Source organism: Acinetobacter sp. YH12052 (assembly GCF_013419835.1).
GTDB lineage: Bacteria > Pseudomonadota > Gammaproteobacteria > Pseudomonadales > Moraxellaceae > Acinetobacter > Acinetobacter amyesii.
The window spans coordinates 94742-119693 of sequence record NZ_VOZI01000004.1; the positions used below are offsets into that span (position 1 = coordinate 94742).

Consider the following 24952-nt stretch of genomic DNA (forward strand, 5'->3'; position numbering starts at 1 on the left):
TTTTAGACAGCAGCATAGCTTTCAAATTTAAAAAGGCCTATCAACGTATAGATTGTGATTTAGCGATAATATGTCTAAATATTTATAAAAGATGCAATTTAATTACAGCAGAGTAGCTCAAATTTTATATAAATTATCAATGTAACAATAATAAAAAGAGTAATAAAGGCTATTTCAAGACCTTTATTTCTTTGAATTTTTTTATGATAGAAAACAATGCTGAGTGGGGAAAGAAAAAAGGAGACAATTATCGCCCACAGCCAGTTTAAATTTGGGCTTCTATCAATACTCCCGTCATTCTGTGTAGTCCAGTCTTGATGTGGATGAATAAAATCCACAGTAGCGCTCGCCAATAGAAAAATATTAATATAAAACATAACTCCCAAAACTATATAAAAAGGAATAGAGCTTATAAATGAACGCTTAATTATTAAGGAGCCTAGGGCTAATATTCCAAAAAATATCATGATGAGCTGTGGCAAACTTTTTAAAAGGGTTTGGGTAAAGCCCATCCCTACTAGGAGTCCGCAAAAGACAATAGCAATCAATATATTGGAAAGTTGTTTCTTCATTATTTTTATTCTTTTTACCAGTCTTAAATTGGGTTGAGTATCAGTATTTAATTTTCAGAGATGACACTAGATTATTTCAATTTTTCATTTATTTCAAAATACTTCGGCAGGCTTAACAGCAATGATGAAAGTCAATCCTCTCATTTCTGAGAGGATTTATTTTAAGCTGTAGGCGTGTTATGGCCGAGTTCATGCTTGAATTGTCCGATAGCTTCAATTCGTTTCTGAATCAACATTTCACCAATATCAGGGCCTTTCACATCTGAAGGTAAGTCAGAAGCCTTAATATTACGAACCACCTGCATAGCATCTAAAACGTATTGAGCTTGCGGATAGGCACGATCCTCTAAACCTAAGCGACCACGTGAATCACATTCACAGGCTTGTACAAAGGCCTCTACGCGTTCAGGACGGCGTAGTACATCCATACGTTGTAACAGACGCCATAATGTCCCCGGTTTTAAACTCAAGGCTTGATGGCATTTTAAATGCTCTTTACATACTGAAATGGCCAATTGCTTGGTATTGGTGGGTACACGCATACGGTCACAGACTTCGGTAACCGGTTTTACCCCACGTTCTTCATGCATGATATGGCGTGGTAACTCATCTACTGGAGTGAGTGCTTTGCCCAAGTCGTGTACAAGTACAGCAAAACGAACATCCAAAGAATAATTGGCACGACAGGCTTGCTGCAACGACATCATGGTATGAATACCACAGTCTATTTCAGGGTGATATTCAGGACGCTGTGGAATACCGTATAACGCATCAATTTCAGGGAACAAGACTTTTAAAGCGCCACAGGCTCTTAAGACCTCAAAATATTCATCTGCGTGGTCTTCCATTAAGGCACGGGACGTTTCCTTCCATACACGTTCAGGTGTAAGGGCTTCAAGCTCACCAGATTGAGCAAGCTCTTGCATCAGTTCCAGTGTTTCATCAGCCACTTTAAAACCTAAAGCTTTATAACGTGCCGCAAAACGTGCAATCCGCAGAACTCGCAAAGGATCTTCGACGAAGGCATCAGAAACATGGCGAAGGATGCGGCGCTCTAAATCTTGTTGACCATGGTAGGGATCATAAATTTGGCCAGCATCATCCATAGCAATCGCATTGATCGTGAGGTCACGTCGAATGAGATCTTGTTCGAGTGTGACATTGACGTCGGTATAAAATTCAAAGCCATGATACCCATGTCCAGACTTACGTTCTGTACGGGCTAAGGCATATTCGTCTTTGGTCTCTGGATGAAGAAAAACAGGGAAATCTTTACCCACAGGTTGATAACCTTGAGCAAGTAATTGTTCCGGCGTTGCACCGACAACGACATAATCTTTTTCGTGATAGGGGTGCCCGAGCAAGTGATCTCGAACTGCACCGCCTACTAAATAAACTTGCATGAAAAAACCTCTATTCTTAGAGCAATCATGCTACAGAACAGAGGTTTTCTCAAGTCACAAAGTGTGTTCAGGTCAACTAAATTAGAGTGCTAGTTTTTCGTTTTCTTGAATCTCTGCAACTGTTAATGCAGTCATATTCACTAAACGGCGAGTTGTCGCTGTTGGTGTTAAAATATGAACAGGTTTTGCAGCACCCAAAAGAATTGGGCCAATCGTCACGTTACTGCCCGATGTTGATTTCAACAAGTTGAACGAAATGTTCGCTGCATCCAGATTCGGCATAATCAGCAAGTTCGCAGAACCTTTGAAACGTGAGTTCGGGTATGCGAAATGACGAATATTTTCATCCAGTGCGGCATCACCATGCATTTCACCTTCAACTTCAAGTTCAGGTGCAATTTCTGACAAAATATCATAAACCTTACGCATTTTTTGTGCGCTAGGATCATTTTGGTCAGAACCGAAACTTGAGTGAGAAAGCAATGCTACACGCGGTGTAATACCAAAACGGCGTACTTCTTCAGCCGCTAAAATAGTCATTTCAGCAAGTTGTTCAGCTGTTGGATTACGGTTAATGTAAGTATCAGCAATAAACAAGTTACGGTCTTCAAGCATCAATGCATTCAGCGTAAAGAAGTTATTGCGGCCTTCTTTTAGTCCAATCACATTGCTGACAAAGTCTAAGTGAATGTCATAGCTAGAATAAGTACCACATAGCATACCGTCAGCTACACCATGACGAACCAACATTGCCGCGATAAGTGTTGAACGACGACGTGCTTCACGCTGAGCGTATTCAGGCGTTACACCTTTACGTTGCATGATGCTGTAGTAATCGTCAGCAAACTTATCGTAATCAGGGTTTTTCTCTTGATCGACGATAGTGATGTTCACGCCATCTTCAAGACGTAGACCTAATTTTTTGATGTTTGCTTCAATGACTGCAGGACGGCCTACAAGAATTGGTTTTGCCAAACCTTCATCAACTGCAATTTGTACTGCGCGAAGTACACGTAAATCTTCACCTTCAGCATAGGCAATGCGTTTTGGATCAGTTTTTGCTTGCGCAAAAATTGGTTTCATCATGAATGCAGAGTTATAAACAAACTCAGACAAACGTTGACGATACGCAGAGAAGTCTTGAATTGGACGAGTTGCAACACCGGAATCCATCGCTGCTTGTGCAATAGCAGGTGCAATCTCAAGAATCAAACGTTGATCTAATGGGCGGGGAATGAGGTAATCACGACCAAATGAAGCAGATTTTTCACCATACGATGCAGCATCAGCTTCGACATGTGCCATGCGAGCAATCGCATGTACACAAGCAATCTTCATCTCTTCATTAATCGTGGTTGCGCCAACATCTAGTGCACCACGGAAGATATAAGGGAAGCAAAGTGCATTATTCACTTGGTTTGGATAGTCTGAACGGCCAGTTGCCATAATCACGTCTGGACGTGCTTCATGTGCATGTTCAGGAAGAATTTCAGGGTCTGGGTTAGCAAGGGCAAAGATAATCGGATCTTTCGCCATGACTTTAACCATTTCTTTGGTCAAAATACCTGCTGCAGAAAGACCAAGGAACATGTCCGCACCTTCCATTACATCAGCAAGCTGAGAGCCTTCGATGTCCTGAACGTATGCCTTTTTCGACTCATCCAAGCCTTCACGTTTAGTCGTCAATAAACCGCGTGAATCTGCCACAACGATGTTTTCTTTTTTCACGCCAAGTGCGCAAAGTAAGTTCAAACATGAAAGGGCAGCAGCACCTGCGCCAGAAGCGACAATTTTGATTTCTTCAATTTTTTTGCCATTGAGTTGAAGTGCATTCAGTAATGCAGAACCCACAATGATCGATGTACCGTGTTGGTCATCATGGAACACAGGAATATTCATGCGTTCACGAAGTTTTTGCTCGATGTAGAAACACTCTGGGGCCTTGATGTCTTCAAGGTTGATACCACCGAAAGTTGGTTCTAATGCTGCAACGATATCTACGATTTTGTCTGGATCGTTTTCAGCAATTTCAATGTCAAAAACATCAACACCAGCGAATTTTTTGAATAGAACGCCTTTACCTTCCATAACAGGTTTTGACGCTAAAGGACCAATGTTACCTAAGCCCAGTACGGCTGTACCGTTACTGACTACAGCAACAAGATTACCGCGCGCTGTGTAAAGTGCAGCAGTAGATGGGTCGCGTTCAATTTCTAAACAAGGTGCAGCGACACCTGGCGAGTATGCGAGGGCTAAATCGTGTTGGTTGACCAATTGTTTGCTTGGTGTAACGCTGATTTTCCCCGGAGTTGGAAATTCGTGATAATACAAAGCCTGCTGTTTTAAAGATTGATCGTCCATCTGTATCTCGATTGTGTTTTGTTTATCCAATATAAAGCTGCAATGCTTGCTTTATCCGCTTGAATATAACATTAGTTGCACAGTTGGGACAGTCGAAGTCGCGTCTTTTTCAGACAATCTTATAGCTCAGGCATAGTGACTTATATTAAGTAAGTATAAGCAGGCGAAGAGATATTATTTTCAAGGAACACGGTTGCCTCTTCTTGTGGCAGTGGCTTAGAGAAAAAATAGCCTTGAGCAATGTCACATTCTAAGTCTTGTAGATACTGTAACTGCTGTTCAGTTTCAATCCCTTCAGCGACTACCGTCATGCCCATCGCTTTACCCATGGCAATCATGGCACTGACGATGGCCAATTGTTTATTTTCACCAATTTTAGAGATAAAACTGCGGTCTATTTTTAAGATATCAATTGGAAAATCAGCTAGATAGGATAGAGAAGAATAGCCCGTACCAAAGTCATCAAGTGAAATATTGATCTTACGTTTTTTTATTTCATTTAACAGTTCACGTACTGAATCTAGATTTTCGACCAAAGAAGATTCTGTAATTTCCAGTTCCAGACTGGCACCATCAATCTGATTGGCATCTATCGCTTCATCGAGATCATTTAATAATTGTCCACGGCGCAGTTGCTGTGCAACAATATTGACGGATACACAAATATTTTGATAACCCAAATTATTCCAAAAGCGAATTTGCTGTGCGGTTTTTTGCAGGACAAAACGCCCGATATCGGAAATTAAACTGGTTTGTTCTGCTAAAGGAATAAATAAGCCCGGTGGTATTAAGCCTTTTTCAGGATGATTCCAGCGCACCAAGGCTTCAAAACCGTAAATATTTTTATCACGGAAATTGATCTTCGGTTGGTAATACACCACCAGCTCATTATTTTGAATGGCTTTACGCAAGTCGCGTTCCAAGAAGATCCCTTGCTCTAATAATGCGGTATTTTCATTGGAATAATAACGTGTAGTATTGCCACCCAAATTTTTGGCTTCGCTCAGCGCTTGTTCTGCACAGTTATTTAGATAATCTAGCTGACGGCCATGCTCAGGGTAGAACGCGACGCCCATCGATAAAGTGATGACATGATCTTGGCCAAAAATATTAAATGGAATGCTAAAGGCTTTATTGATGCGTTCACAATGCTCTTGCACAGAAGGGCGGATGTGTGAAATTTCATACACAATCGCAAAATCATCGCCATTTAAGTGTGCGACAAACAGAGCTTCGGCATTGGTTAGACGTAAACGCTGTGCGACTTGGCGTAACAGCTCGTCACCACCATTATTACTGAGATATTCATTTAATGGACGGAAACGGTCGATGTTTAAACGTATGACGGCCAACTGTTTAATCGAATCTTGTTGCGAAACTAAATACTGATGCAGTTGATAGTTGTAATAAAAACGGTTCGGTAAATCCGTTAAAGTGTCATAATTTTCTAAATAAGATAAACGTTGTTCTTGCAATTTACGTTCGGTCAGGTCTGAGACAATTCCAATGTAATGGGTGACGCGATTTTGATCATCGGTAATGGCATTAATATGCATCCATAGCGTCAGTTCTTTACCTGAAAGAAATTTTTCGTGCAATTCACCATCATACTCACCAATTTTCAGCACTTGTGTAATGATCGAATAGTGCATACTACGTTGAATTGATTTGTAATTTGCAGTGATATCAAAAAGATGTTTACCAATAATTTGGTCGTAGTTAAAGCCGGTTAATTGTTCGTAAAACGGATTGACTTCGATATAGCACAGCTCTTCATTTAAAATGAAAATCCCTTCAGCAGCTTGTTCGAGTACGCTGGCTGCAAGTTTTAAACGTTCCTGAGATGTCCGTTCTTGATGGATATCACGTCGAATACCGACCATGCGCAATGGCTTACGATTATTTGGATCGCGTTGAATGACCCGTCCAATATCATGTACCCAACTCCATTTTCCTTGACTGTTTTGAATCCGATAGGTGGCCTCATAACGGTCTTTAAATCCACGTAGATGTTGAATCATCGCTGATTTAAAATGTGGGATATCATCAGGATGGATCACATGTTGTAACTGTTGCTGATGCTCTTTCGAATGTCTAAGGGTTTTTTCTTGCTTATAGTTGGTGACAACGATTTTACGGTCTTTGATATTCCAATCCCAAGGACGTAAACCGGCGATTTCATGCGCAAGGACTAAATTGGCTTGTTGGTTTTCTAAATCCTTGTTCATTTGCTCAATGTCGAAGGTCCGTTCTTTAACTTTCTGTTCAAGGATTTGGTTACCCAGTTGTAGCTGTAATTCGATGTCTCGTGATTTGTTGACTTCATCTTGGAGCTGCTGACACAGTTCATCAGTCCATTTGACTTGTTGCTTGGCACTATCGACCAGTAGGTTATTTTTAGCATGTAAAGTCGATACACGACGATGAATTCGATATGACGTCATGGCGCACATTAGAATCACAATGAGCCCAAAATTAATACTCAAGCTAAATAAGTGATTTGAGCCATCTAAAAAAAAGAACTGTGCAATCAGATACGGCACAATAGATGGGATAAATGCCAAACAAAAATAATTAAGTTTTTGCGTCAAATAGGTCAAACCAAAGGTTTGCGTCACGATCAAGAGTAGGGCAGAGAGCGTCAGGGCTTGAATTGGTTCAAAGCTTTGATTGGTCGCAGGCAAATAATAAAAAATTAAAAAAATACCGCTCGCAATCAGTGTGCCGACAGAAAAACACTGAAATTGTAGCCAACGATGCGCAATCATCAGTGAATATTGTTCGGGTTTAAAATAAACGGTGCTCATCAGCCAGCATAAACTGACAAAAACTTCTGTAAAAATAAACCAAATATTGAAATACAAAGATGGCGATTTATAAAAAATTTGATATATCGAAAAAATATATAAGCAAATAATCAGGATACTGACTAAAAAATAGCGGCTATGGCGAATCGTGTTCGCAATTTGCGCAGTATGATTGTACTGCTTGATATATTCATCTTGTTTATACGTCATGAATATAAAAACCCTGCCTTAACTAAATCTAGATCGTTGTATTTGTATTGTTCCTGAGAGTATTTGTTTATTCTTGGTAACAAATCATTTGTTTTTATTGACTCTAGGGTAATTGCGTTACAAATAAAAAGCAATATCAAGGATGCCATCATTGATGATTTCAGATGAACTATCGAGTAAAAATTAAATAAATTTATAATTTAAAATTGAAAGTGCAACTACAGGTGCAGTTTCTGTGCGAAGGACACGTTCACCGATACACCAGTTCACGAAACCTTTCTCATTTGCTGCGCTGATCTCTACTTCGCTCAAGCCACCTTCAGGGCCAATCAGTAAGGCAACGTGCGGGTCAGCATCAGCTAATACATCAACTACATCTTTATTGGGTGCGAGTACCAATTTTGTTGTCGGTAGGTCACTTTCCAACCATTTTTCAAGGGAAAGAGGCGGAAGTACTTTAGGAACAATGTTGAGTCCACACTGTTCGCAAGCAGCAATAGCGATGCCTTGCCAATGGTCAAGTTTCTTTTGATCACGATCGTACTTCAAACGCATCTCACAACGTTCTGAAGTGAGTAGTTGAATTTCAGAAACACCGAGTTCCACCGCTTTTTGAATCGCATAATCCATGCGGTCGCCTTTGCTCATCACTTGACCCAATAGTGCCGTAAAATGTGGTGTGCGATTGCTTGGATTGAATTGCAAAACTTGGACGGCAGCCGACTTTTTAGCGATTTCAACCAATTCAACATGGTATTCGCCACCTTGCCCATTGAACAAAGTGGCTGTTTCGCCTACTTGAGCACGTAAAACTTTTACCCAGTGATGAAACACTGTTTCCGTTAATTCAACAGTCGTATCAACAGTTAAATCAGCTTCAATATAAAAACGTGGCATTAAAGTTTTACTCTCAAATAGGTCGAAATGTCTTATGCTAGACCGAGGTCTTTCACAAGTTGGCGTGTAGGGTCAGTGGTGTTCATGGTATAGAAGTGCAAGCTTGGCGCACCGCCAGCAATCAGGCGTTCGCAAAGTTTAACAATCACTTCATGACCAAAAGCTTTGATAGAAGCAGTGTCATCGCCATAAGTCGCAAGCTGTTTACGAATCCAGCGAGGAATTTCTGCACCTGTACCATCAGCAAAGCGGATTAAATTGCTTGCATTGGTAATCGGCATAATGCCTGGCGCTACAGGAATGTTCACGCCTTCTTTTTGAATGCGTTCTACAAAGTAGAAGTAGGCATCTGGATTGAAGAAGAACTGTGTGAGTGCTGCGTTAGCGCCCGCATTGGCTTTATCACAGAAACGTTTGATGTCGAGGTCAAAGCTGTCTGCTTGAGGATGCATTTCTGGGTAAGCTGCAACTTCAATTTTGAAGTGATCGCCAGTGTGCTCACGGATGAAACGCACAAGATCTGTTGCATAAGGCAATTCGCCTAAGCCTACTTGACCAGACGGCAAGTCGCCGCGCAGCGCAACAATACGGTCAATGCCTTGCGATTTATACAAATCTAGCAATTCAGCAATACGTTCTTTGCTGTCACCAATACAAGACAGGTGAGGGGCAACCGGTGTGCCTTTACCGTTGAAATCATTCAATGTAGACAAAGTGCGTTCACGGGTAGAACCGCCTGCACCGTATGTTACAGAGAAAAATTCAGGATTTAATAATTGAAGTTCTTGGTGTACAACTTTAAGTTTTTCCGCGCCCGCATCAGTTTTGGTCGGGAAAAACTCAAAGGAAATAGGAATCTGTTTTGACATGTTCAAATCCTTTTTTATAAATACTATTTGTTTACCCTCTCCCTGACCTCTCCCAAAGGGAGAGGAGTATTCATTACTGAATTATGCAGGGTTAAACACCCAGCTTATTAAATTGATAAGATTTTAATCCTGAATACAATTTAACGAAGCTGTCACCCTCTCCCTCTGGGAGAGGGATGGGGTGAGGGTCAATTAATATTTATAAGCCTCAGCTTTGAACGGGCCTTCAACTTGAACACCGAGGTAATCCGCTTGTTCTTGAGTCAAAGTCGTTAATACGCCACCGAAACCTGCAACCATTGCAGCAGCAACTTCTTCGTCTAATTTCTTAGGAATAAGTTCTACGCGGATTGCAGCTTGTTTTTGATCTTCAGGAAGATCAGCAAATTTTTCAGCGAACAAGTGCATTTGACCCAATACTTGGTTAGCAAAAGAACCATCCATAATACGCGATGGGTGACCAGTTGCGTTACCAAGGTTCACCAAACGACCTTCAGAAAGAAGGATTAAGTAATCGTTTTCATTTTCGGTACGATATACTTGGTGTACTTGAGGTTTCACTTCAACCCATTTGTAACCACGTAAGTAGTTAGTATCGATTTCGGTGTCGAAGTGACCGATGTTACAAACTACTGCACCAGCTTTTAGTGTATCTAGCATTGCTGCGTCACATACGTGGTAGTTACCAGTTGTAGTCACGATCAGGTCGGTATTTTGAAGAAGATCAACGTTCACATCTTCTTTTTTGCCAGTTTGAACGCCGTTTTTGTATGGAGAAACCACTTCATAACCGTCCATGCATGCTTGCATCGCACAGATTGGATCGATTTCAGATACACGTACGATCATACCTTCTTGACGAAGAGACTGAGCAGAACCTTTACCTACGTCACCATAGCCGATCACTAATGCACGACGGCCAGAAAGCAGCATGTCAGTTGCACGTTTGATCGCATCATTTAGAGAGTGACGGCAACCGTATTTGTTGTCGTTTTTAGACTTAGTGACAGAGTCGTTTACGTTAATCGCTGGAACTTTTAAAGTACCGTCACGGTGCATTTCGTAAAGACGTTGAACACCAGTTGTTGTTTCTTCAGTAATACCGTGGATTTTTGCAATCACTTCAGGATATTTTTCGTGAACAAGTGCAGTTAAGTCACCGCCATCGTCCAGAATCATGTTGGCATCCCAAGGTGTGCCGTTTACATTGATTTGCTGTTCAAGACACCACATGTATTCTTCTTCAGTTTCGCCTTTCCAAGCAAAAACAGGAATACCCGCAGCAGCGATTGCAGCAGCAGCGTGGTCTTGAGTAGAGAAGATGTTGCAAGAAGTCCAACGAACTTCTGCGCCCAATTCAACCAGAGTTTCAATTAAAACTGCAGTTTGAATAGTCATGTGGATACAGCCTAGGATTTTCGCGCCAGCAAGCGGTTTAGCCGCTGCATAGCGTTTACGAAGGCCAATAAGGGCTGGCATTTCTGCTTCTGCGAGTTTGATTTCTTTACGGCCGTAGTCAGCTAGTGAAATATCGGCAACTTTGTAATCTGTAAATGAAGCATTAACCGCGTTCATCACGATCTCCTTAATAAAAACAATTGATCATTCAGTTCGCGGATGCCGTTGTTGATTGGAACGAGTGTCCAACCGAATCGTCGAGCCTAGCGATCTTATATTTAGTGCCTATAAGAAAGTCGCAGCATCCCTCGACTAGGGCAGTATTGTACTTGGAAATAGAGTGAGTTCCAATCCGAAAATGCTTAATATCTGACTTATAGGTTTTTTGATCTGTAAAATTACGTCGCGAATATTTAAATTTCATAAATCGGTCAGGAGTATAAGAATAATGATTAAACCCGTAATGGCTTTATTGATGTTTTGGCCTGTTATTGTCGCGGCCAACGACTCAACAGGCTACGTGGCAACAGGCGGTGTACAGTATCTGAAAAGTAAAGACATTCAAATGTTCAGTGAAGACCTGTTTATCAGTAAAAAAATCATTAAGGTCGATTACCAGTTCAAAAATTTAAGCAATAAAGATGTCACTGAAACGGTCTTATTTCCGTTGCCAAAAGTTGAAAACTTCTTTGAATCTGATTTTGCCAATACAGAAAAGCTGCTCAAAAGTTTTAAAGTTCAGGTGAATGGAAAAACGATTCAGCCTGAAATGCACGTGCGCACTTTTATTCAGAAAGATGAGAAAACAGCGCCGATTGATATGACTGAGAGTTTTAAGCAATGCGGATTTACGGAAAAAGACATGCTGAATCCGTGGAGCAGGCAAGATGTTGAATATAAAACTTTTGAGACAAAGCTTAGAAACTGTAAAAATGCAGCGCTGCAAAAAGTATTGCCCAAAGATTTGAGTGAAGAAATTTCATGGTCATCTCAGGTGATTTACAGCTGGAAGCAAACGTTTAAAGCCAATGCGCTCACACGTGTACAGCATCAATATGCACCGCTGGTGGGTGGGTCTGTGGCTTTATATCCTGATGAATATAATCAAAGTTATTGTATGGATCAAAAGTTTAAGGCAGGACTCAGAAAGGCCAAATCACAGCATGCGCCATTTCAAGCGTTGAGCTATATCTTAAAAACAGGCGCCAATTGGGCAAAGCCGATTCAAGATTTTAAACTGACCATTGAGCGTGATGCAGGAGAGCTGGTTTCTTTCTGCTGGGCAGGTAAAGTGAAGAAAATCAGCGCTACGCAGTTTCAAATGGTTGAAAAGAATTTTGTACCTAAACAAGATTTGGACATTATTTTTGTGCATGTGAAATCAGGTCTGGATTAAAACTTGCAGGCAAAACTGCTGCGATTTGTTTATCATCGTCCATAAGCAATTTTGAGTTTTGATATATGTCGATGGAAATACCTGATGAGTTGGCAAATTTAGAAGCCAACGGGGGCATTTATGCGGTGTGGATGCTGCTGCAGCACTTAGGTATAGATGCAGACATTCAGCAACTCATCGAAGTTTGCGCTTATGAAGCTGACCATGGCACAACAACCATTGGTTTAGCCGTTGGGTTAAAGAAGTTTGGCTTCCAAGTAAAGTTTTACACAGAGCATGATCCTGAGCTGCAAGACAGTGAAAAACGCAGCTATGCAGAAGCAGACCAATTGGAACTGCCTATATTGCCTGCAATTGGCTATGCACAAATTCAGCAGGCTTTTGAACAAAATCAGTTTGTGATTGTCTATTACGACACCCTAGAGGGCGTGGGAAATCATTCTTTGGTGTATGACATTGACGAAGCAGAAATCAGTTTCTTTGACAGTTTTGATGCCATGCCAGCAGACGTATTTGAACAGCAGCGTGGGGCAGAGGGCATTTGCAGACAAGTCATTACGGTGGATGTAAATGACTATGTGGCGAGCTGAGCCATTTTGTTAAAAGCAAAAAGCCCATCATGAGATGGGCTTTATTTTTTAGAAAAGAATTGGATTACTGCTCAGCCACATTGGCTTTTTCATTCCAAAAATCTGCTTTTTCTTCATCAGCGTCGATGCCTAAGCCATTGGCATAAATAAAAGCTAAGTCACGCATGGCCTGAACTTCACCTAATTTTGCAGATTGTTCAACCAGTTCAATGGATTTAGCGACATCTTTTTCCACCACATCACCACGGCGGTAAAAATTGGCGAGTTCTAAAATTGCAGCAGGATGGTCATGTTTTGCCGCTTGTTCTAACCAGCGGTGTGCATGCTCAAAATAGGTTTTAGATTCTTCAGGATCTTCTTCGAGCATGTCTTTGGCATAGACTGCATAGCCTTCACCCAGCCAATACATCGCTTCTACATGACCTAACTGAGCTGCTTTGAGTGCCCATTCTTCAGCAAGTTCAACATGCTCATCATTTTCACTTTGCATATAAATTTCAGCCAGTTCAAATTGAGCATCTTTATTTCCTGCCATGGCGCGGTTATATAAAGCAGGAGAGATCGAAAGTTCAGACATGTGTAATCCAAAAGAGCAGAATAGGCATAGCCTAATCGGTTGGCATGAAAAAAGCCAATCCGAAAATTAGCTTTCAATGTTTGGAGAATGTTTAGAGATCGTTGTCCAATGAATTAAAATTTCAATAACACTGCTGACAATACAAATACGACAACCAATGCACCAATAATTTTCCAAAAATATTCAGCGATATAACTAATACATAGCCCGACAAATAAAGCCGCAATGGTCAGCGCGCCAAACCAATAACTGATGTTATTGCTCGGCGTGCCAAGTGAGAGGCAAATTATCAAGGCAATAATCAATAGCGCCCAGCCGACTAACGTGGCTAACCGTGTTTGGCCCACACTTAGTTCTTTGCTGTAGAACTGCTTTTGATGTTTAGACATGCTGCATGCCAAGGCAAAAAAACCTAAGCTACTCAGTGCCCAAATCAGGAGAAAGAACATCATGCTTCAGCCTCCTTTGTGGCACGCGCTTTTTTAACAGGCAGTCCTTTATGCTTTTTCACTTTGTAAAATGAATAGGCAAACAAGATAGCCAAAAGCCACATTGCAAGATCAAAGGAGGCAATCATCCATTGGCCATTTGCCATGGTATTCCAAAGCGGTTGACCACCAGTCATGAAGTTTACAATCGGCAGTAAGGCAAAAATTGCTGTGGCAAAAGCTAAAAGTTCTAGCCACGCTTGACGGTGTGTACGGAACATCGCATAAACAAGCGTCAGTAGCCAAACAATAAAGAAACTTCGAATTTCTAATTCCGAACGGTTTTCAAGCTGTGAGGGAATAAAACGGTTGGCATAGAAAAATGCTGCACAGGCAATGGGTAAACCAATAATCGCTGCAATATTGGTCACTTCAACCGTGCGGTAGCCAAATGATTTAAAGCCTTGTTTTTGCTGTTGCGGCGCACGTTTTACACACCACAAAATGAGACCTGTAGCGACCATCAGGGTGCCTACAATTCCTGAAATAAACAGCAGCCAACGTAGAGCTAAGTCTACACCGCGTGCTTCATGTAGCGTGGTCACTACATTGTAAATACCCATCGGTACAGAAGGGTGCTTTAACTTGGCACTTTCGTCAGTTAAGTCTTTGCCAGTTACGCCATCAAATTGTTTGCTTGCATAGACATTTCGATATGCAACACTTTCACCATGTAAGGCGCGTAGCTCAATTTTAGTTTGGTCTGTATTCGGTGCAATGATGCTAACGGTGCTAATAGGATTAGTTTTCCATTCAGCCTGAACCGCAGTCACGATTGGTGCTAAGTTGGTCAGCGGCGCAGCAACAACAGGTTGCTCTTCACGTTTAGAGCGACGATCTCCTCGACCTTCACCACGGCCCTCAGCGCGATTTTCACCTGGGTTTTGTGCAGAATTGGCACGGGCTTGCTGTGGGCGTTCGCCACGTTCTTCGCGTCCTTGAGCAGATTCACGTCCTTCAGGTTTATTTTCTTGAACCAAAGCACGATTTTGTTCTTGTAAAAATTGTCCCCGGTTTTCATAAATACGTTCAATCCCCCAAGGCATGATCGTAAATAACAGCAGCAACAGGCCACTAAAGGTGATCATGATGTGGAAAGGAAGCGCAAATACTGCGGTTGCATTATGTGCATCGAGCCAAGAACGTTGTCCTTTGCCTGAACGGAACGTAAAGAAATCTTTAAAGATTTTTTTATGAGTAATCACACCACTAATGATGGCAACTAACATCAACAGTGTCGCTATCCCGACAAACCATCGCGTCCACATACGTGGCATACCATAAAGTTCGAAATGGAAACGATAGAGAAAATTACCACCACGCGTATCGCGCGGCTCAAGCACTTCACCTGTAGCACTATCAATGTAGATTTGTTTACCACCACGGCGTGCGCGAGGGTCTTCACCTTGTTCACGAACGGTAATTAAGGTGGCATTTTGACGCGTATTCGGCAGCAAAATATTCCAAGCACCTGCATTCGGATGATTTTGCTGTAAATAATTCAGTGCGACTTGAGTTTGTTGGACTTGTGAACTGGCTGGAACAGATTGATGCAGCTCAGGTGTCATCCAAACATTGATTTCATTTTTAAAGAAGCTCAGGGTTCCGGTCAGGAAAATAGCATACAGCAACCAACCTAAGATTAGGCTAGCCCATGTATGCAGCCAAGACATGGACTGGCGCGGTCCCTCTACTTTTGCATCAACACGCATTTTAGCTTCCCATCATCATGTAAATGGCATACAAACACACCGCAGGGATCACAATGCCTAAAGTTGCTTTGAGGGTTTTATTCACCATAAAGACCCAAATAAATGCACAGCTCCACAGGATAAATGCAATTAAAGTTGCACTCATGGCTGCACTCCCACGGTCTTCGCTAAACACATCTGCGATCACGATGGCAGATAGCATCGCGACAACATATCCGCCCACTAAAGCGAGGGCAAAGCGATAGAAAATCATCAAGCGATAGGTCAATAGAGAAGGAGTATCTTTACGCGTTTTAGGCAGCGCAGATGTGAGGGGTGTCACGAGTGCCTCAGGTGGTGAGCTATTCATAAAATACTTAAGCGCTTGGAAATTGTATTAAAGTTAATCTAAATGATAACAATTATTATTAATAATTAGAATAATGTATTCACAAAATTATTGATTTTTCAGCATGCTGAGTAGAAATTGATTTAAAAAGAGGGGAATTAAAGGCGAAAAAATAGCGACCGGAGCCGCTATTTTAGAATGCATGAATGCTTAATTGTCTACATTATTGCTCTTGTTGAATGCCTGCAACTAACCAGTCTTGATCAGAACCCGCAGGTTTAACAAAATGCCATACTTCAGCAAAAGGCTGTGGCAGGCTATTTAAGTCTTCACTTACCGTACCTGTAAAACGCACACTTACAACGTATTGACCATTTTCGTTAGCAGAATCGACCACCATAGCATTTAAGTTAGAAAACTCAGCAACGTCTTCATCTTTATTTGCCATAATGTCGTTATACATAGACTGGTAAAGATCAGGCGTTAAGTAACGCTGAATTTCAGAAATGTTGCTTGCTGTATTCATCGATTGAATGTGATTAAAACGCTGACGTGCAACACGTAAAAATGTTGCTGGCTCTGTACCATCAGGCAATTGATTACCGCTGTTGGTATAGGCAGCACCAAAAGGCGCGTTCGTTGCTGCAGTTGCACCAAATGGAGCATTTGAAGCTGCTGAATTACCGCCTACAGAATTACCAAAAATATTCGTATTGTCATTACCTGCACGAGGTGCAGCATTTTGCTGGCCAAACGGTGCATTGTTTGCACCGCTGTTTGGCGCATACGGATTGTTAGCGGCTAGTTTTTTTTTTGCGCCCATCTTACGGAAAATGAAGAAGGCAACAGCAGCGGCAAGTAAAATCCAGATCCAGCCTGGAATACCACCTTTCTCTTCCTGTTGTTGAGCTTGAGCTTCAGAAGCTGCTTGACCGTTATTGTCATCTGCCATCGCATTTGCAGCGACAGCACCAATAGCAGCACCAGCCACACCAGCAGCAACCATTCCGCCCACATTCGAGCCAGATTTTGCTGGAGCGCCAGCAGTTGCAGGCTGTTGAACAGGAGCAGATTGACGAGGTTGCTGATAAGACTGAGTTGGAGCAGCTTGACGGCTCATACCATGGCTTTTACCACCACCGGCACGTTTCGCTTCTGCAATCGGCGCTACCAAAAGGGCTGCTGTTAAAAGAGCAGTCATCAAACCACGCTGTCGAACTTCCATCAAATTTTCCTATATCTATATAAAGTTAAAATAGCCATCTAGTTATGCCGCCATTTGTACTGAATTTCAATAGAACATCGGTAAAAAATTGAAAATTCATTCAAAATAAACTATTCAACGTGACTAAGACTCATCGGTCAGCGTAATTGCCTGACTCAATGCCTCATGTAAACGTGCCACAGAAATAATCTCTACACCTGAAATGGGTTTTTGCGGTGCATTCCCACGCGGTAAAATAATGGTTTTGAAGCCATGCTTAATGGCTTCTTTGAGTCGTTCCTGTCCATTGGGTACAGGACGGATTTCGCCTGAAAGTCCAACTTCGCCAAATACCGCCAAATGCTGTGGCAGGGCTTTAGCTCTTAAGCTAGAGGCGCAGGCTAAAAGTACCGCAAGGTCAGAACCTGTTTCTGTGATTTTTAAGCCACCGACGACATTGACATAGACATCTTGTCCAGCGGTTTGTACGCCACCATGACGGTGCATAACCGCTAAAAGCATGTTTAAACGGTTTTGTTCTAAACCTAAGGCCACGCGTCGAGGCTGTCCGTGCGCATCATCCACCAAAGCCTGAACTTCAACCAAAAGTGGGCGTGTACCTTCACGGCTAATCATGACAATGGAACCCGGAATGGCTTCATCATAACGACTAAGGAAAATAGCGGAGGGGTTTGATACCTCGCGCAGACCTTTATCGGTCATGCCAAATACACCAAGCTCGTTGACTGCACCAAAACGGTTTTTCACTGCACGAATCATACGGAAGCGCGAGTCAGACTGACCTTCAAAATACAAAACACAATCGACCATGTGCTCAAGCACACGAGGGCCAGCCAAAGAACCTTCTTTTGTTACATGACCGACAATAAACAATGCTGTACCACTATTTTTGGCAAAACGGGTCAGGAGTGCAGCCGATTCACGAATTTGGGAAACACCCCCCGGCGCAGACTGGAGTGTCTCGGTGTATAAGGTTTGGATCGAATCTAAAATGGCCACGGCAGGGCGTTCATGTGCCAATACTTCACAAATACGCTCGACACAGGTTTCGGCCATGACTTTGAGTTGATCGGTCGGTAAATCTAAGCGCTGGGCACGTAGCGCCACCTGAGACAAAGATTCCTCACCAGTGACATATAAGGCAGAGCTTTTACTCGCCGCCATATAGGTTGCGGTTTGTAGCAAAATAGTGGATTTACCAATGCCGGGGTCACCACCAATCAGCACTACTGAACCTGTGACCAGTCCACCACCGAGCACACGGTCAAATTCACCAATACCTGTTGCCATACGGGTTTCATGCGAAACGGAAACTTGATTTAAGGTGGTCACAGCAGCAGCTTGACCTGCATAGCCACCGCCCATTTTAGGCTGTGCACGGTGTGTAACGGCGGGTGCAATATTGACTTCGACTAATGAATTCCATTCACCACATTCGGTACATTGACCGGCCCATTTGGGATGATCAGCACCACATTGTTCACATCGATAGACACTTTTTGCTTTCGCCATAATATTTACTGTGCACAAACTCAAATTGAGTCACAGCATAGCGGTGAATACATCGAAAAACCAAGTTTTTATCGCATGAAATGACTGTTGAAGGTCAATTGATGTCGTTTTATTTTCAACAGATGCACTTTTACATGGTAAGCACTTTATAATAGCGCATTATATTTTTTGAAATGGGTCACCACATGACTGAACTATTACGACATATCGATGCCATCGCACGTGAAAAAAATCGTGATGTGTTATTTGTGCATTTTGAAGAATATGATCATCAACATCCTGAAAAAAATACGGTGCGTAATGATGTTATGCACTGGTTTGACCTGCAAAATATCGACTATTTCCCTTGTATGGGGCTAGAAGGTGAGTCTTTAATCGATAGCTATACAGGTGATTTATACCTTGACGTGCCTTTTGATGAAAGCAGCCCTGCATATAAAACCCTCAGTGAATACCTTGAAGATGAACAAGGGAACATGAAAATTCAGGGGGTATTGTTCTTTTCTTTATCTTTGGAAATTGCCCTAGAAATCGAAGCTGATCTGATGGAAGCCAGTGCTGTAGATTCTGAATATGCTGAAAATGAGTTTGGTGACCAATTTGGTGAAGGCTTTATTGAAGATACTGAATCAGATCCAAAAGATGAAGCAGCCAATGAAAGCAACACGAAAAACGACAAATTTGATGATGGTCAAATTGGTACGATTCAATAAGTAAATATTGATTTTCAGTCCGAAAAAAAAAGCCACGTGAATTCACGTGGCTTTTTGTTTAGCAGGGGATTAGTACAATTCACCTGATTTACGACGTTCAATAAAATCTTTCGATTCTTTTACAATGATGCCTGAGAGCAATAACAGTGCAATACAGTTTGGTGCAGCCATCAAACCGTTAAAGGTATCGGCAAATAACCAAACGAGATCGAGTGTTACGACACAGCCGACAAAGACTGATGCGATGTAAATTAAGCGATAAATCAGTACTGACTTTTCACCTAAGAGGTATGTACAGCATTTTTCACCATAATAGCTCCAACCCAGAATGGTTGAATAAGCGAAGAAAATAATACCGAAAGTCACGACCCAACCACCGAAGCCAGGAAGTAGTTTGTCAAAAACACTAATCGTCAGTACGGCACCCGTTTGATCACCAAAGCTTTGTCCCGCCATGATGAAGCCCATCACCAGTACGATACCTGTAATTGAGCAAACAATGATGGTGTCTAAGAACGTACCTGTCATAGAGACAAGACCTTGACGTGCTGGGTGGTCAGTTTTTGCAGCCGCAGCGGCAATGGGTGCAGAGCCCATACCTGCTTCATTAGAGAATACACCACGTGCCACACCATAACGAATCGCAGCACCAATCGCACCACCCGCAGCAGCTTCGCCCGTAAATGCATAGCTAAAGATCATTTTTAGTGCAGGGATCACCAATTCAAGGTTGGTGAAAATAATGATTAAGCCACCCAATACATAACCTACCGCCATAATTGGAACAATAAATGAAGAGGCTTTAGAAATGGATTTGATGCCGCCTAAAATAACGAGGGCAGAGAATATGGTGATGACGATTGCAGTGGTGAGTGTGCTGATCCCTAAGCTGTTTTGCACAGCAAGCGCGACAGTATTAGACTGTACTGAGCTACCAATACCAAAGGATGCCAAAGTACCAAATAGGGCAAATACCACTGCCAACCATTTCCACTTAGGCCCAAGTCCACGTTCGATGTAATACATCGGACCACCGTTCATTTCGCCATTTTCATTTTTATGACGAAACTTTACAGCGAGTACACCTTCACCATATTTGGTTGCCATACCAAAGAGCGCGGTCATCCACATCCAAAACACTGCGCCCGGACCACCGAGCACACAAGCGGTGGCTACACCGGCAATATTACCTGTACCAATGGTGGCAGAAAGTGCGGTCATAAGTGAGGCGAAATGAGAAATATCGCCATCATGTTGATCTGCTTTAGGATGCTTGCCAAAGACTTGTTTGAATGCGAAAGGCAACATGCGAAATTGCCAGAAAAGTAGTCGGAAGGTGAGGAATACACCTGTTCCGACAATGAGGACCAACATGTATGGGCCCCAGACCCATCCACTGAGTGTTTCCATGATATTTTGAATTTCTTGCATAGTATCTTCTTCTTATCGGCCCTGAGTGAGTGAATGCTACATTTTTGATATCTGTAGCAATTGATATGCCATTGTTTGAAACTTCCATGATTTTTGGCATATTTTTTTTTCGTTGGTAAAATATTTTTTGCATAAAATTTAAGTTATTACAAGTAAATTGTTGTTTTATTGGTCGCTTTAAAATGTGAACTGGCGCTAAGATTTTTATATATAAGAAAAATAAATTAACTTTGTCACTTAATCCGAAAATATAGATGATGAAAAATAATTTTGTATTTTCTGAAATTTTTACGTTAATTTGTCGCAATTGGAACGCGAAGTTGAATTAAATAATGTCAAATGAAATTCATGGATCGCACGCTGATAGTGGCGATTTGAAACGAAGCTTGTCCAACCGACACCTGCAATTGATTGCGATTGGTGGTGCGATTGGTACAGGTTTATTTATGGGGTCAGGAAAGACCATCAGTTTAGCTGGTCCGTCCATCCTTATTATCTATATGATTATTGGTTTTATGGTTTTCCTCGTCATGCGTGCATTAGGCGAGTTATTACTATCAAATCTTGAATATAAATCTTTTATCGATTTTGCAACTGACTTAATCGGCCCGTGGGCAGGTTATTTTGTGGGTTGGACCTATTGGCTGTGCTGGATCACTATAGGGATTGCAGATTTATCGGCCATTATTTATTACCTGCAATTCTTTAATGGAGGTAACCCGTTCTCGCCCGAAGAAGGGGTGATGATCAGTGTTGCCGCCATTGTATTTATCATGGGTTTAAACCTTGTTACGGTTAAACTTTTTGGTGAGTTAGAGTTTTGGTTTGCACTGATTAAGATTATTGCAATCGTGGTGCTCATTGGTGTCGGTCTTTGGATGATCTTTACTGGATTTACTTCTTCGACAGGTGAAATCGCATCATTCACGCATTTATGGTCACATGGTGGTCTATTCCCAACAGGAGTAACCGGCTTCTTAGCAGGTTTCCAAATCGCCATTTTTGCCTTTGTCGGCGTAGAACTCGTCGGTACTACGGCAGCAGAAACCAAAGATCCAGAGCACAACTTGCCTAAAGCTGTGAACTCGATTCCGATTCGTATCATTATTTTCTATGTGCTGGCACTTGTGATTGTGATGTCCGTTACGCCATGGAATGCCATTGACCCAAGCATTTCACCATTCGTGAACTTGTTTAGCCAAGCCGGTATTGCTGCTGCTGCGATTATTATGAACTTGGTTGTGTTGTCATCAGTTATGTCATCGATGAATAGTGGTGTGTTCTCGACTTCACGTATGTTGTTTGGTTTATCTCGTGAAGAGCAAGGTCCAAAAGCGTTTGGCCGTCTAAACTCACGTGCAGTTCCGGCAAATGCGTTGTATTTCTCGGCAGTTTGTTTACTGTTGGGTGCGGCATTACAGTATTTCGTACCGAACACGGTTGAAGCCTTCACTTTAGCAACTACACTGTCGACGATTTTATTTATCTGCGTATGGCTCATGATTATCTGGAGTTATATCGTTTACTATAAAACTCGTCCTGAGTTGCATGCGAAATCAACCTTTAAACTACCGGGTGGTTTATATACCTGTTGGCTCGTGATTATCTTCTTCATCGGCATGATTTATGTCTTGTCGCTAGAAGCAGATACCATGAAAGCGCTCATGGTGAGCCCGATTTGGTTCATCATATTGATTATTGGCTATTTCGGTTTTTATAAGAAAAAGCACCATTAATTTACATTTTTGATCTGATGTAAAAACATAAATAGCTGCTCCTGAGGGGCAGCTTTTTATTTGGATATGGATTTATTTTAAGTTAAAACAGACTGTTTATTAGCGTTTCGATTTGTATTAAACAGCATTCAAATTGATATGCTATTTCAGTGAAATCAATAGCCTGATCGAGCTAGAAATAAAGACAAATAAGGATTGAAAACAGCACCATCAAATTTTGCTTAAATTTAGTGCAGAATGGCAAAAAGCTCACTTGGAATTACAGGGCTTTTCTTTTATCCGCGGGTTGATCACGTTATACTCGGAAAAATCTTTTCATTAGGTACGTTTATGTATCGTTTTATGAATTATAAAATTATTGTATTAGCAAGTGCTGTGCTGCTGACCGCATGTGGTCAGTCTGGTGCATTGCATTTACCTTCAGATGCCAATGCAGATAAGCGCGCTAAATATCTGATTTATCCAGATACGCCTGCACAGCAAAAGCAGGAAAAACAAGCGGCTCCTGTTGCAACTGAATTGGAATCATCAAATTCTAACCCTACACCTTAATGCTTTTATAGAAAGGATACTTTCATGAGTTTCACCCGTACGAATGGGGTATTGCATGCAGAGCAATGTTCTTTACAACAGCTTGCACAGCAATATGGCACACCGCTTTATGTTTATTCAAAAGCTACTTTTGAAAAGCATTATTCAGATATGGATCGTGCATTTAGCTTTATCGACCATCAAATTTGTTTTGCGGTAAAGTCAAACTCTAATCTTGCGGTGTTAAACGTACTTGCCAAGCAGGGCGCTGGTTTTGATATCGTGACGGGTGGTGAACTCGCACGTGTATTAAAAGCCGGTGGTGAAGCTTCTAAAATTGTATTCTCTGGTTTGGGTAAAACTGAAGCTGATATTCAAAAAGCGTTGGACGTGGGTATTGCATGTTTTAACGTTGAATCACATGCAGAGTTGGATCGAATCCAAAAAGTTGCTGCGGCAATGGGTAAGAAAGCACCGATTTCATTGCGTGTAAATCCAGATGTGGATGCCAAAACCCATCCTTATATCTCTACGGGTTTAAAAGAAAATAAATTCGGTATTCCATCAGACAGCGTTTTTGACACCTATGCATATGCAGCGTCGTTGCCTAATCTTGAGATTATCGGGATTGATTGCCATATCGGTTCACAGTTGACTGAAACTCAGCCTTTTGTTGATGCACTTGATCGTGTCATTGTGATGATCAATCAATTGAAAGAGATGGGTATTCAGCTAAAACACATTGATATTGGTGGTGGTTTAGGTGTGACTTACAAAGACGAAGTTCCGCCAACTGTTGAAGAATATGCTCAGGCAATGCGTCCGGCTTTAGAAAAATTAGGCCTTAAGGTGTATATGGAACCGGGTCGTAGTATTTCTGCAAATGCAGGTGTGTTGTTAACTAAAGTTGATTTACTCAAACCGACCAATCATCGTAATTTTGCCATTATTGATGCTGCAATGAATGACTTAATCCGTCCCGCTTTATATGAAGCATGGATGGATATTCAGGAAGTAACACCTCGTACAGATACAGAAAAGAAAGACTGGGATGTTGTTGGTGCGATTTGCGAAACCGGTGATTTCCTCGGTAAGCAACGTCAGTTGGCGATTCAAGAAAATGACGTGCTTGCAGTATTGGGTGCGGGTGCTTATGGTTTTGTCATGAGCTCAAACTACAACAGCCGCGGACGTGCTGCTGAAGTAATGGTTGACGGTGATCAGTCTCATTTGATTCGTGAGCGTGAAACCATCGAATCCTTATGGGAACGTGAACGTTTATTGCCTTAAGGAGAAATTCGAGATGTTATTAGAATTTACCAAAATGCATGGCCTTGGCAATGACTTTATGGTGGTCGATCTAATTAGCCAACGGGCTTATTTAGATACAGTGACGATTCAGCGTTTGGCTGACCGTCATTTTGGTATTGGTTTTGATCAGCTTTTGATTGTAGAGCCACCTGATTTGCCTAATGTCGATTTTAAATATCGTATTTTTAATGCAGATGGTTCGGAAGTTGAACAATGCGGAAATGGCGTACGTTGTTTTGCGCGCTTTGTGCATGAACGTAAGTTGACCAGCAAAACCAAAATCAAAGTACAAACCAAGTCAGGTATCGTAGAGCCTGAATTAGGTGCGAATGGTTGGGTGCGCGTCAACATGGGTTATCCACGCTTTTTGCCGCATGAAATTCCATTTATTGCGGAAGAGCCTGAAAACTTATACGACATTGCATTGGCGAATAATGAACAGCTCACCATTGATGTAGTGAGTATGGGTAATCCGCATGCAGTAACGATCGTTCCTGATGTTATTACCGCAGACGTTGCTAAAATTGGTCCACAAGTCGAATCGCATGAGCGTTTTCCACAGCGTGTAAATGCAGGTTTTATGCAAATTGTGGACGAGAAACATGCACGCTTACGTGTATTTGAACGTGGTGTCGGTGAAACTATGGCCTGTGGTACAGGTGCTTGTGCAGCGGCAGTATCAGGTATGCGTCGTGGTTTATTAGCCAATTCGGTCGAAATAGAGTTGGCAGGTGGTAAGCTGCAAATTGAGTGGCAAGAAGGTGGTGTGGTTTGGATGACTGGACCAACTGCAACAGTTTACGAAGGACGCTTAGATTTAAGTTACTTCCAAGGTTAAAATCAAAGCCCTGATTCATTCAGGGCTTTTTTCATAAAATAAAAAGT

20 protein-coding genes and 1 pseudogene are annotated in these 24952 nt (G+C 41.8%); 7 read left to right on the plus strand and 14 right to left on the minus strand.

The genetic code is table 11. The features are described from left to right. Positions 1–98 precede the first annotated feature (98 nt). The 7 genes from FTU06_RS04110 to ahcY form a co-directional block, all read right to left on the minus strand. Positions 99–572, minus strand: coding sequence for a hypothetical protein (locus FTU06_RS04110; RefSeq protein ID WP_180145095.1), 474 nt, complete (start codon positions 570–572; stop codon positions 99–101). Positions 573–733: 161 nt separating this feature from the next. Beyond that, positions 734–1975 carry a multifunctional CCA addition/repair protein gene (locus tag FTU06_RS04115; RefSeq protein ID WP_180145098.1) on the minus strand — a complete coding sequence of 414 codons (1242 nt, stop codon included), beginning with the start codon at positions 1973–1975 and terminating at the stop codon, positions 734–736. An 81-nt stretch (positions 1976–2056) separates the two neighbouring features. Continuing rightward, positions 2057–4336, minus strand: coding sequence for an NADP-dependent malic enzyme (locus tag FTU06_RS04120; RefSeq protein ID WP_078192090.1), 2280 nt, complete (start codon positions 4334–4336; stop codon positions 2057–2059). A gap of 140 nt (positions 4337–4476) precedes the next feature. Continuing rightward, positions 4477–7353, minus strand: a complete 2877-nt coding sequence (locus FTU06_RS04125) for an EAL domain-containing protein (RefSeq protein WP_180145101.1) — start codon at positions 7351–7353, stop codon at positions 4477–4479. A gap of 183 nt (positions 7354–7536) precedes the next feature. Further along, the gene (locus FTU06_RS04130; protein ID WP_180145104.1) at positions 7537–8250 is read right to left on the minus strand and encodes a 16S rRNA (uracil(1498)-N(3))-methyltransferase; all 714 of its coding nucleotides are present in this window, start codon (positions 8248–8250) and stop codon (positions 7537–7539) included. 32 nt (positions 8251–8282) lie between these two features. Next, entirely contained in the window at positions 8283–9119 is an 837-nt protein-coding gene (metF, locus tag FTU06_RS04135) for a methylenetetrahydrofolate reductase [NAD(P)H] (protein ID WP_168378282.1), read from the minus strand. 192 nt (positions 9120–9311) lie between these two features. Next, positions 9312–10694, minus strand: coding sequence for an adenosylhomocysteinase (ahcY, locus tag FTU06_RS04140; RefSeq protein WP_180145107.1), 1383 nt, complete (start codon positions 10692–10694; stop codon positions 9312–9314). A gap of 271 nt (positions 10695–10965) precedes the next feature. On the opposite strand from ahcY, the gene FTU06_RS04145 reads away from it, so the two are divergent. Together FTU06_RS04145 and FTU06_RS04150 are read left to right on the plus strand one after the other, a co-directional pair. Beyond that, positions 10966–11913, plus strand: a complete 948-nt coding sequence (locus FTU06_RS04145; RefSeq protein WP_180145111.1) for a DUF4424 family protein — start codon at positions 10966–10968, stop codon at positions 11911–11913. A 65-nt stretch (positions 11914–11978) separates the two neighbouring features. Further along, positions 11979–12503 (plus strand): cysteine peptidase family C39 domain-containing protein, encoded by a 525-nt coding sequence (locus FTU06_RS04150; protein ID WP_180065031.1) that lies wholly within the window; start codon positions 11979–11981, stop codon positions 12501–12503. A gap of 64 nt (positions 12504–12567) precedes the next feature. On the opposite strand, the gene FTU06_RS04155 is transcribed toward FTU06_RS04150, so the two are convergent. The 6 genes from FTU06_RS04155 to radA form a co-directional block, all read right to left on the minus strand. Then, positions 12568–13080 carry a tetratricopeptide repeat protein gene (locus FTU06_RS04155; protein WP_180003360.1) on the minus strand — a complete coding sequence of 171 codons (513 nt, stop codon included), beginning with the start codon at positions 13078–13080 and terminating at the stop codon, positions 12568–12570. A 113-nt stretch (positions 13081–13193) separates the two neighbouring features. Beyond that, complete coding sequence (locus tag FTU06_RS04160) at positions 13194–13532, minus strand: DUF3325 domain-containing protein (protein WP_180065030.1); 339 nt, start codon at positions 13530–13532, stop codon at positions 13194–13196. Further along, on the minus strand, positions 13529–15280 hold the full coding sequence (locus tag FTU06_RS04165) for a PepSY domain-containing protein (RefSeq protein ID WP_180145114.1): 1752 nt from the start codon (positions 15278–15280) through the stop codon (positions 13529–13531). The genes FTU06_RS04160 and FTU06_RS04165 overlap by 4 nt, the downstream gene beginning before the upstream one ends. Position 15281: 1 nt before the next feature. Beyond that, the gene (locus FTU06_RS04170) at positions 15282–15629 is read right to left on the minus strand and encodes a hypothetical protein (protein ID WP_078192079.1); all 348 of its coding nucleotides are present in this window, start codon (positions 15627–15629) and stop codon (positions 15282–15284) included. A gap of 202 nt (positions 15630–15831) precedes the next feature. Then, on the minus strand, positions 15832–16833 hold the full coding sequence (locus FTU06_RS04175) for a Tim44 domain-containing protein (RefSeq protein WP_180089063.1): 1002 nt from the start codon (positions 16831–16833) through the stop codon (positions 15832–15834). Between the two features lie 123 nt (positions 16834–16956). Continuing rightward, positions 16957–18345 (minus strand): DNA repair protein RadA, encoded by a 1389-nt coding sequence (gene radA / locus FTU06_RS04180; protein WP_180003350.1) that lies wholly within the window; start codon positions 18343–18345, stop codon positions 16957–16959. 185 nt (positions 18346–18530) lie between these two features. On the opposite strand from radA, the pseudogene FTU06_RS04185 reads away from it, so the two are divergent. Continuing rightward, a pseudogene (locus tag FTU06_RS04185) lies at positions 18531–18887 on the plus strand (hypothetical protein); the annotation flags it as partial. A 240-nt stretch (positions 18888–19127) separates the two neighbouring features. Here FTU06_RS04185 and FTU06_RS04190 read toward each other — a convergent pair. Further along, entirely contained in the window at positions 19128–20489 is a 1362-nt protein-coding gene (locus FTU06_RS04190) for a sodium:alanine symporter family protein (RefSeq protein WP_180049055.1), read from the minus strand. 332 nt (positions 20490–20821) lie between these two features. On the opposite strand from FTU06_RS04190, the gene FTU06_RS04195 reads away from it, so the two are divergent. The 4 genes from FTU06_RS04195 (at position 20822) to dapF (ending at position 24905) form a co-directional block, all read left to right on the plus strand. Then, positions 20822–22225 carry an amino acid permease gene (locus FTU06_RS04195; RefSeq protein WP_078192075.1) on the plus strand — a complete coding sequence of 468 codons (1404 nt, stop codon included), beginning with the start codon at positions 20822–20824 and terminating at the stop codon, positions 22223–22225. Between the two features lie 342 nt (positions 22226–22567). Beyond that, complete coding sequence (locus tag FTU06_RS04200; RefSeq protein WP_373684687.1) at positions 22568–22777, plus strand: lipoprotein; 210 nt, start codon at positions 22568–22570, stop codon at positions 22775–22777. Positions 22778–22801: 24 nt separating this feature from the next. Continuing rightward, positions 22802–24046, plus strand: coding sequence for a diaminopimelate decarboxylase (gene lysA, locus FTU06_RS04205; protein WP_180089065.1), 1245 nt, complete (start codon positions 22802–22804; stop codon positions 24044–24046). 13 nt (positions 24047–24059) lie between these two features. Then, complete coding sequence (gene dapF, locus FTU06_RS04210; RefSeq protein ID WP_111883917.1) at positions 24060–24905, plus strand: diaminopimelate epimerase; 846 nt, start codon at positions 24060–24062, stop codon at positions 24903–24905. Positions 24906–24952 lie beyond the last annotated feature (47 nt).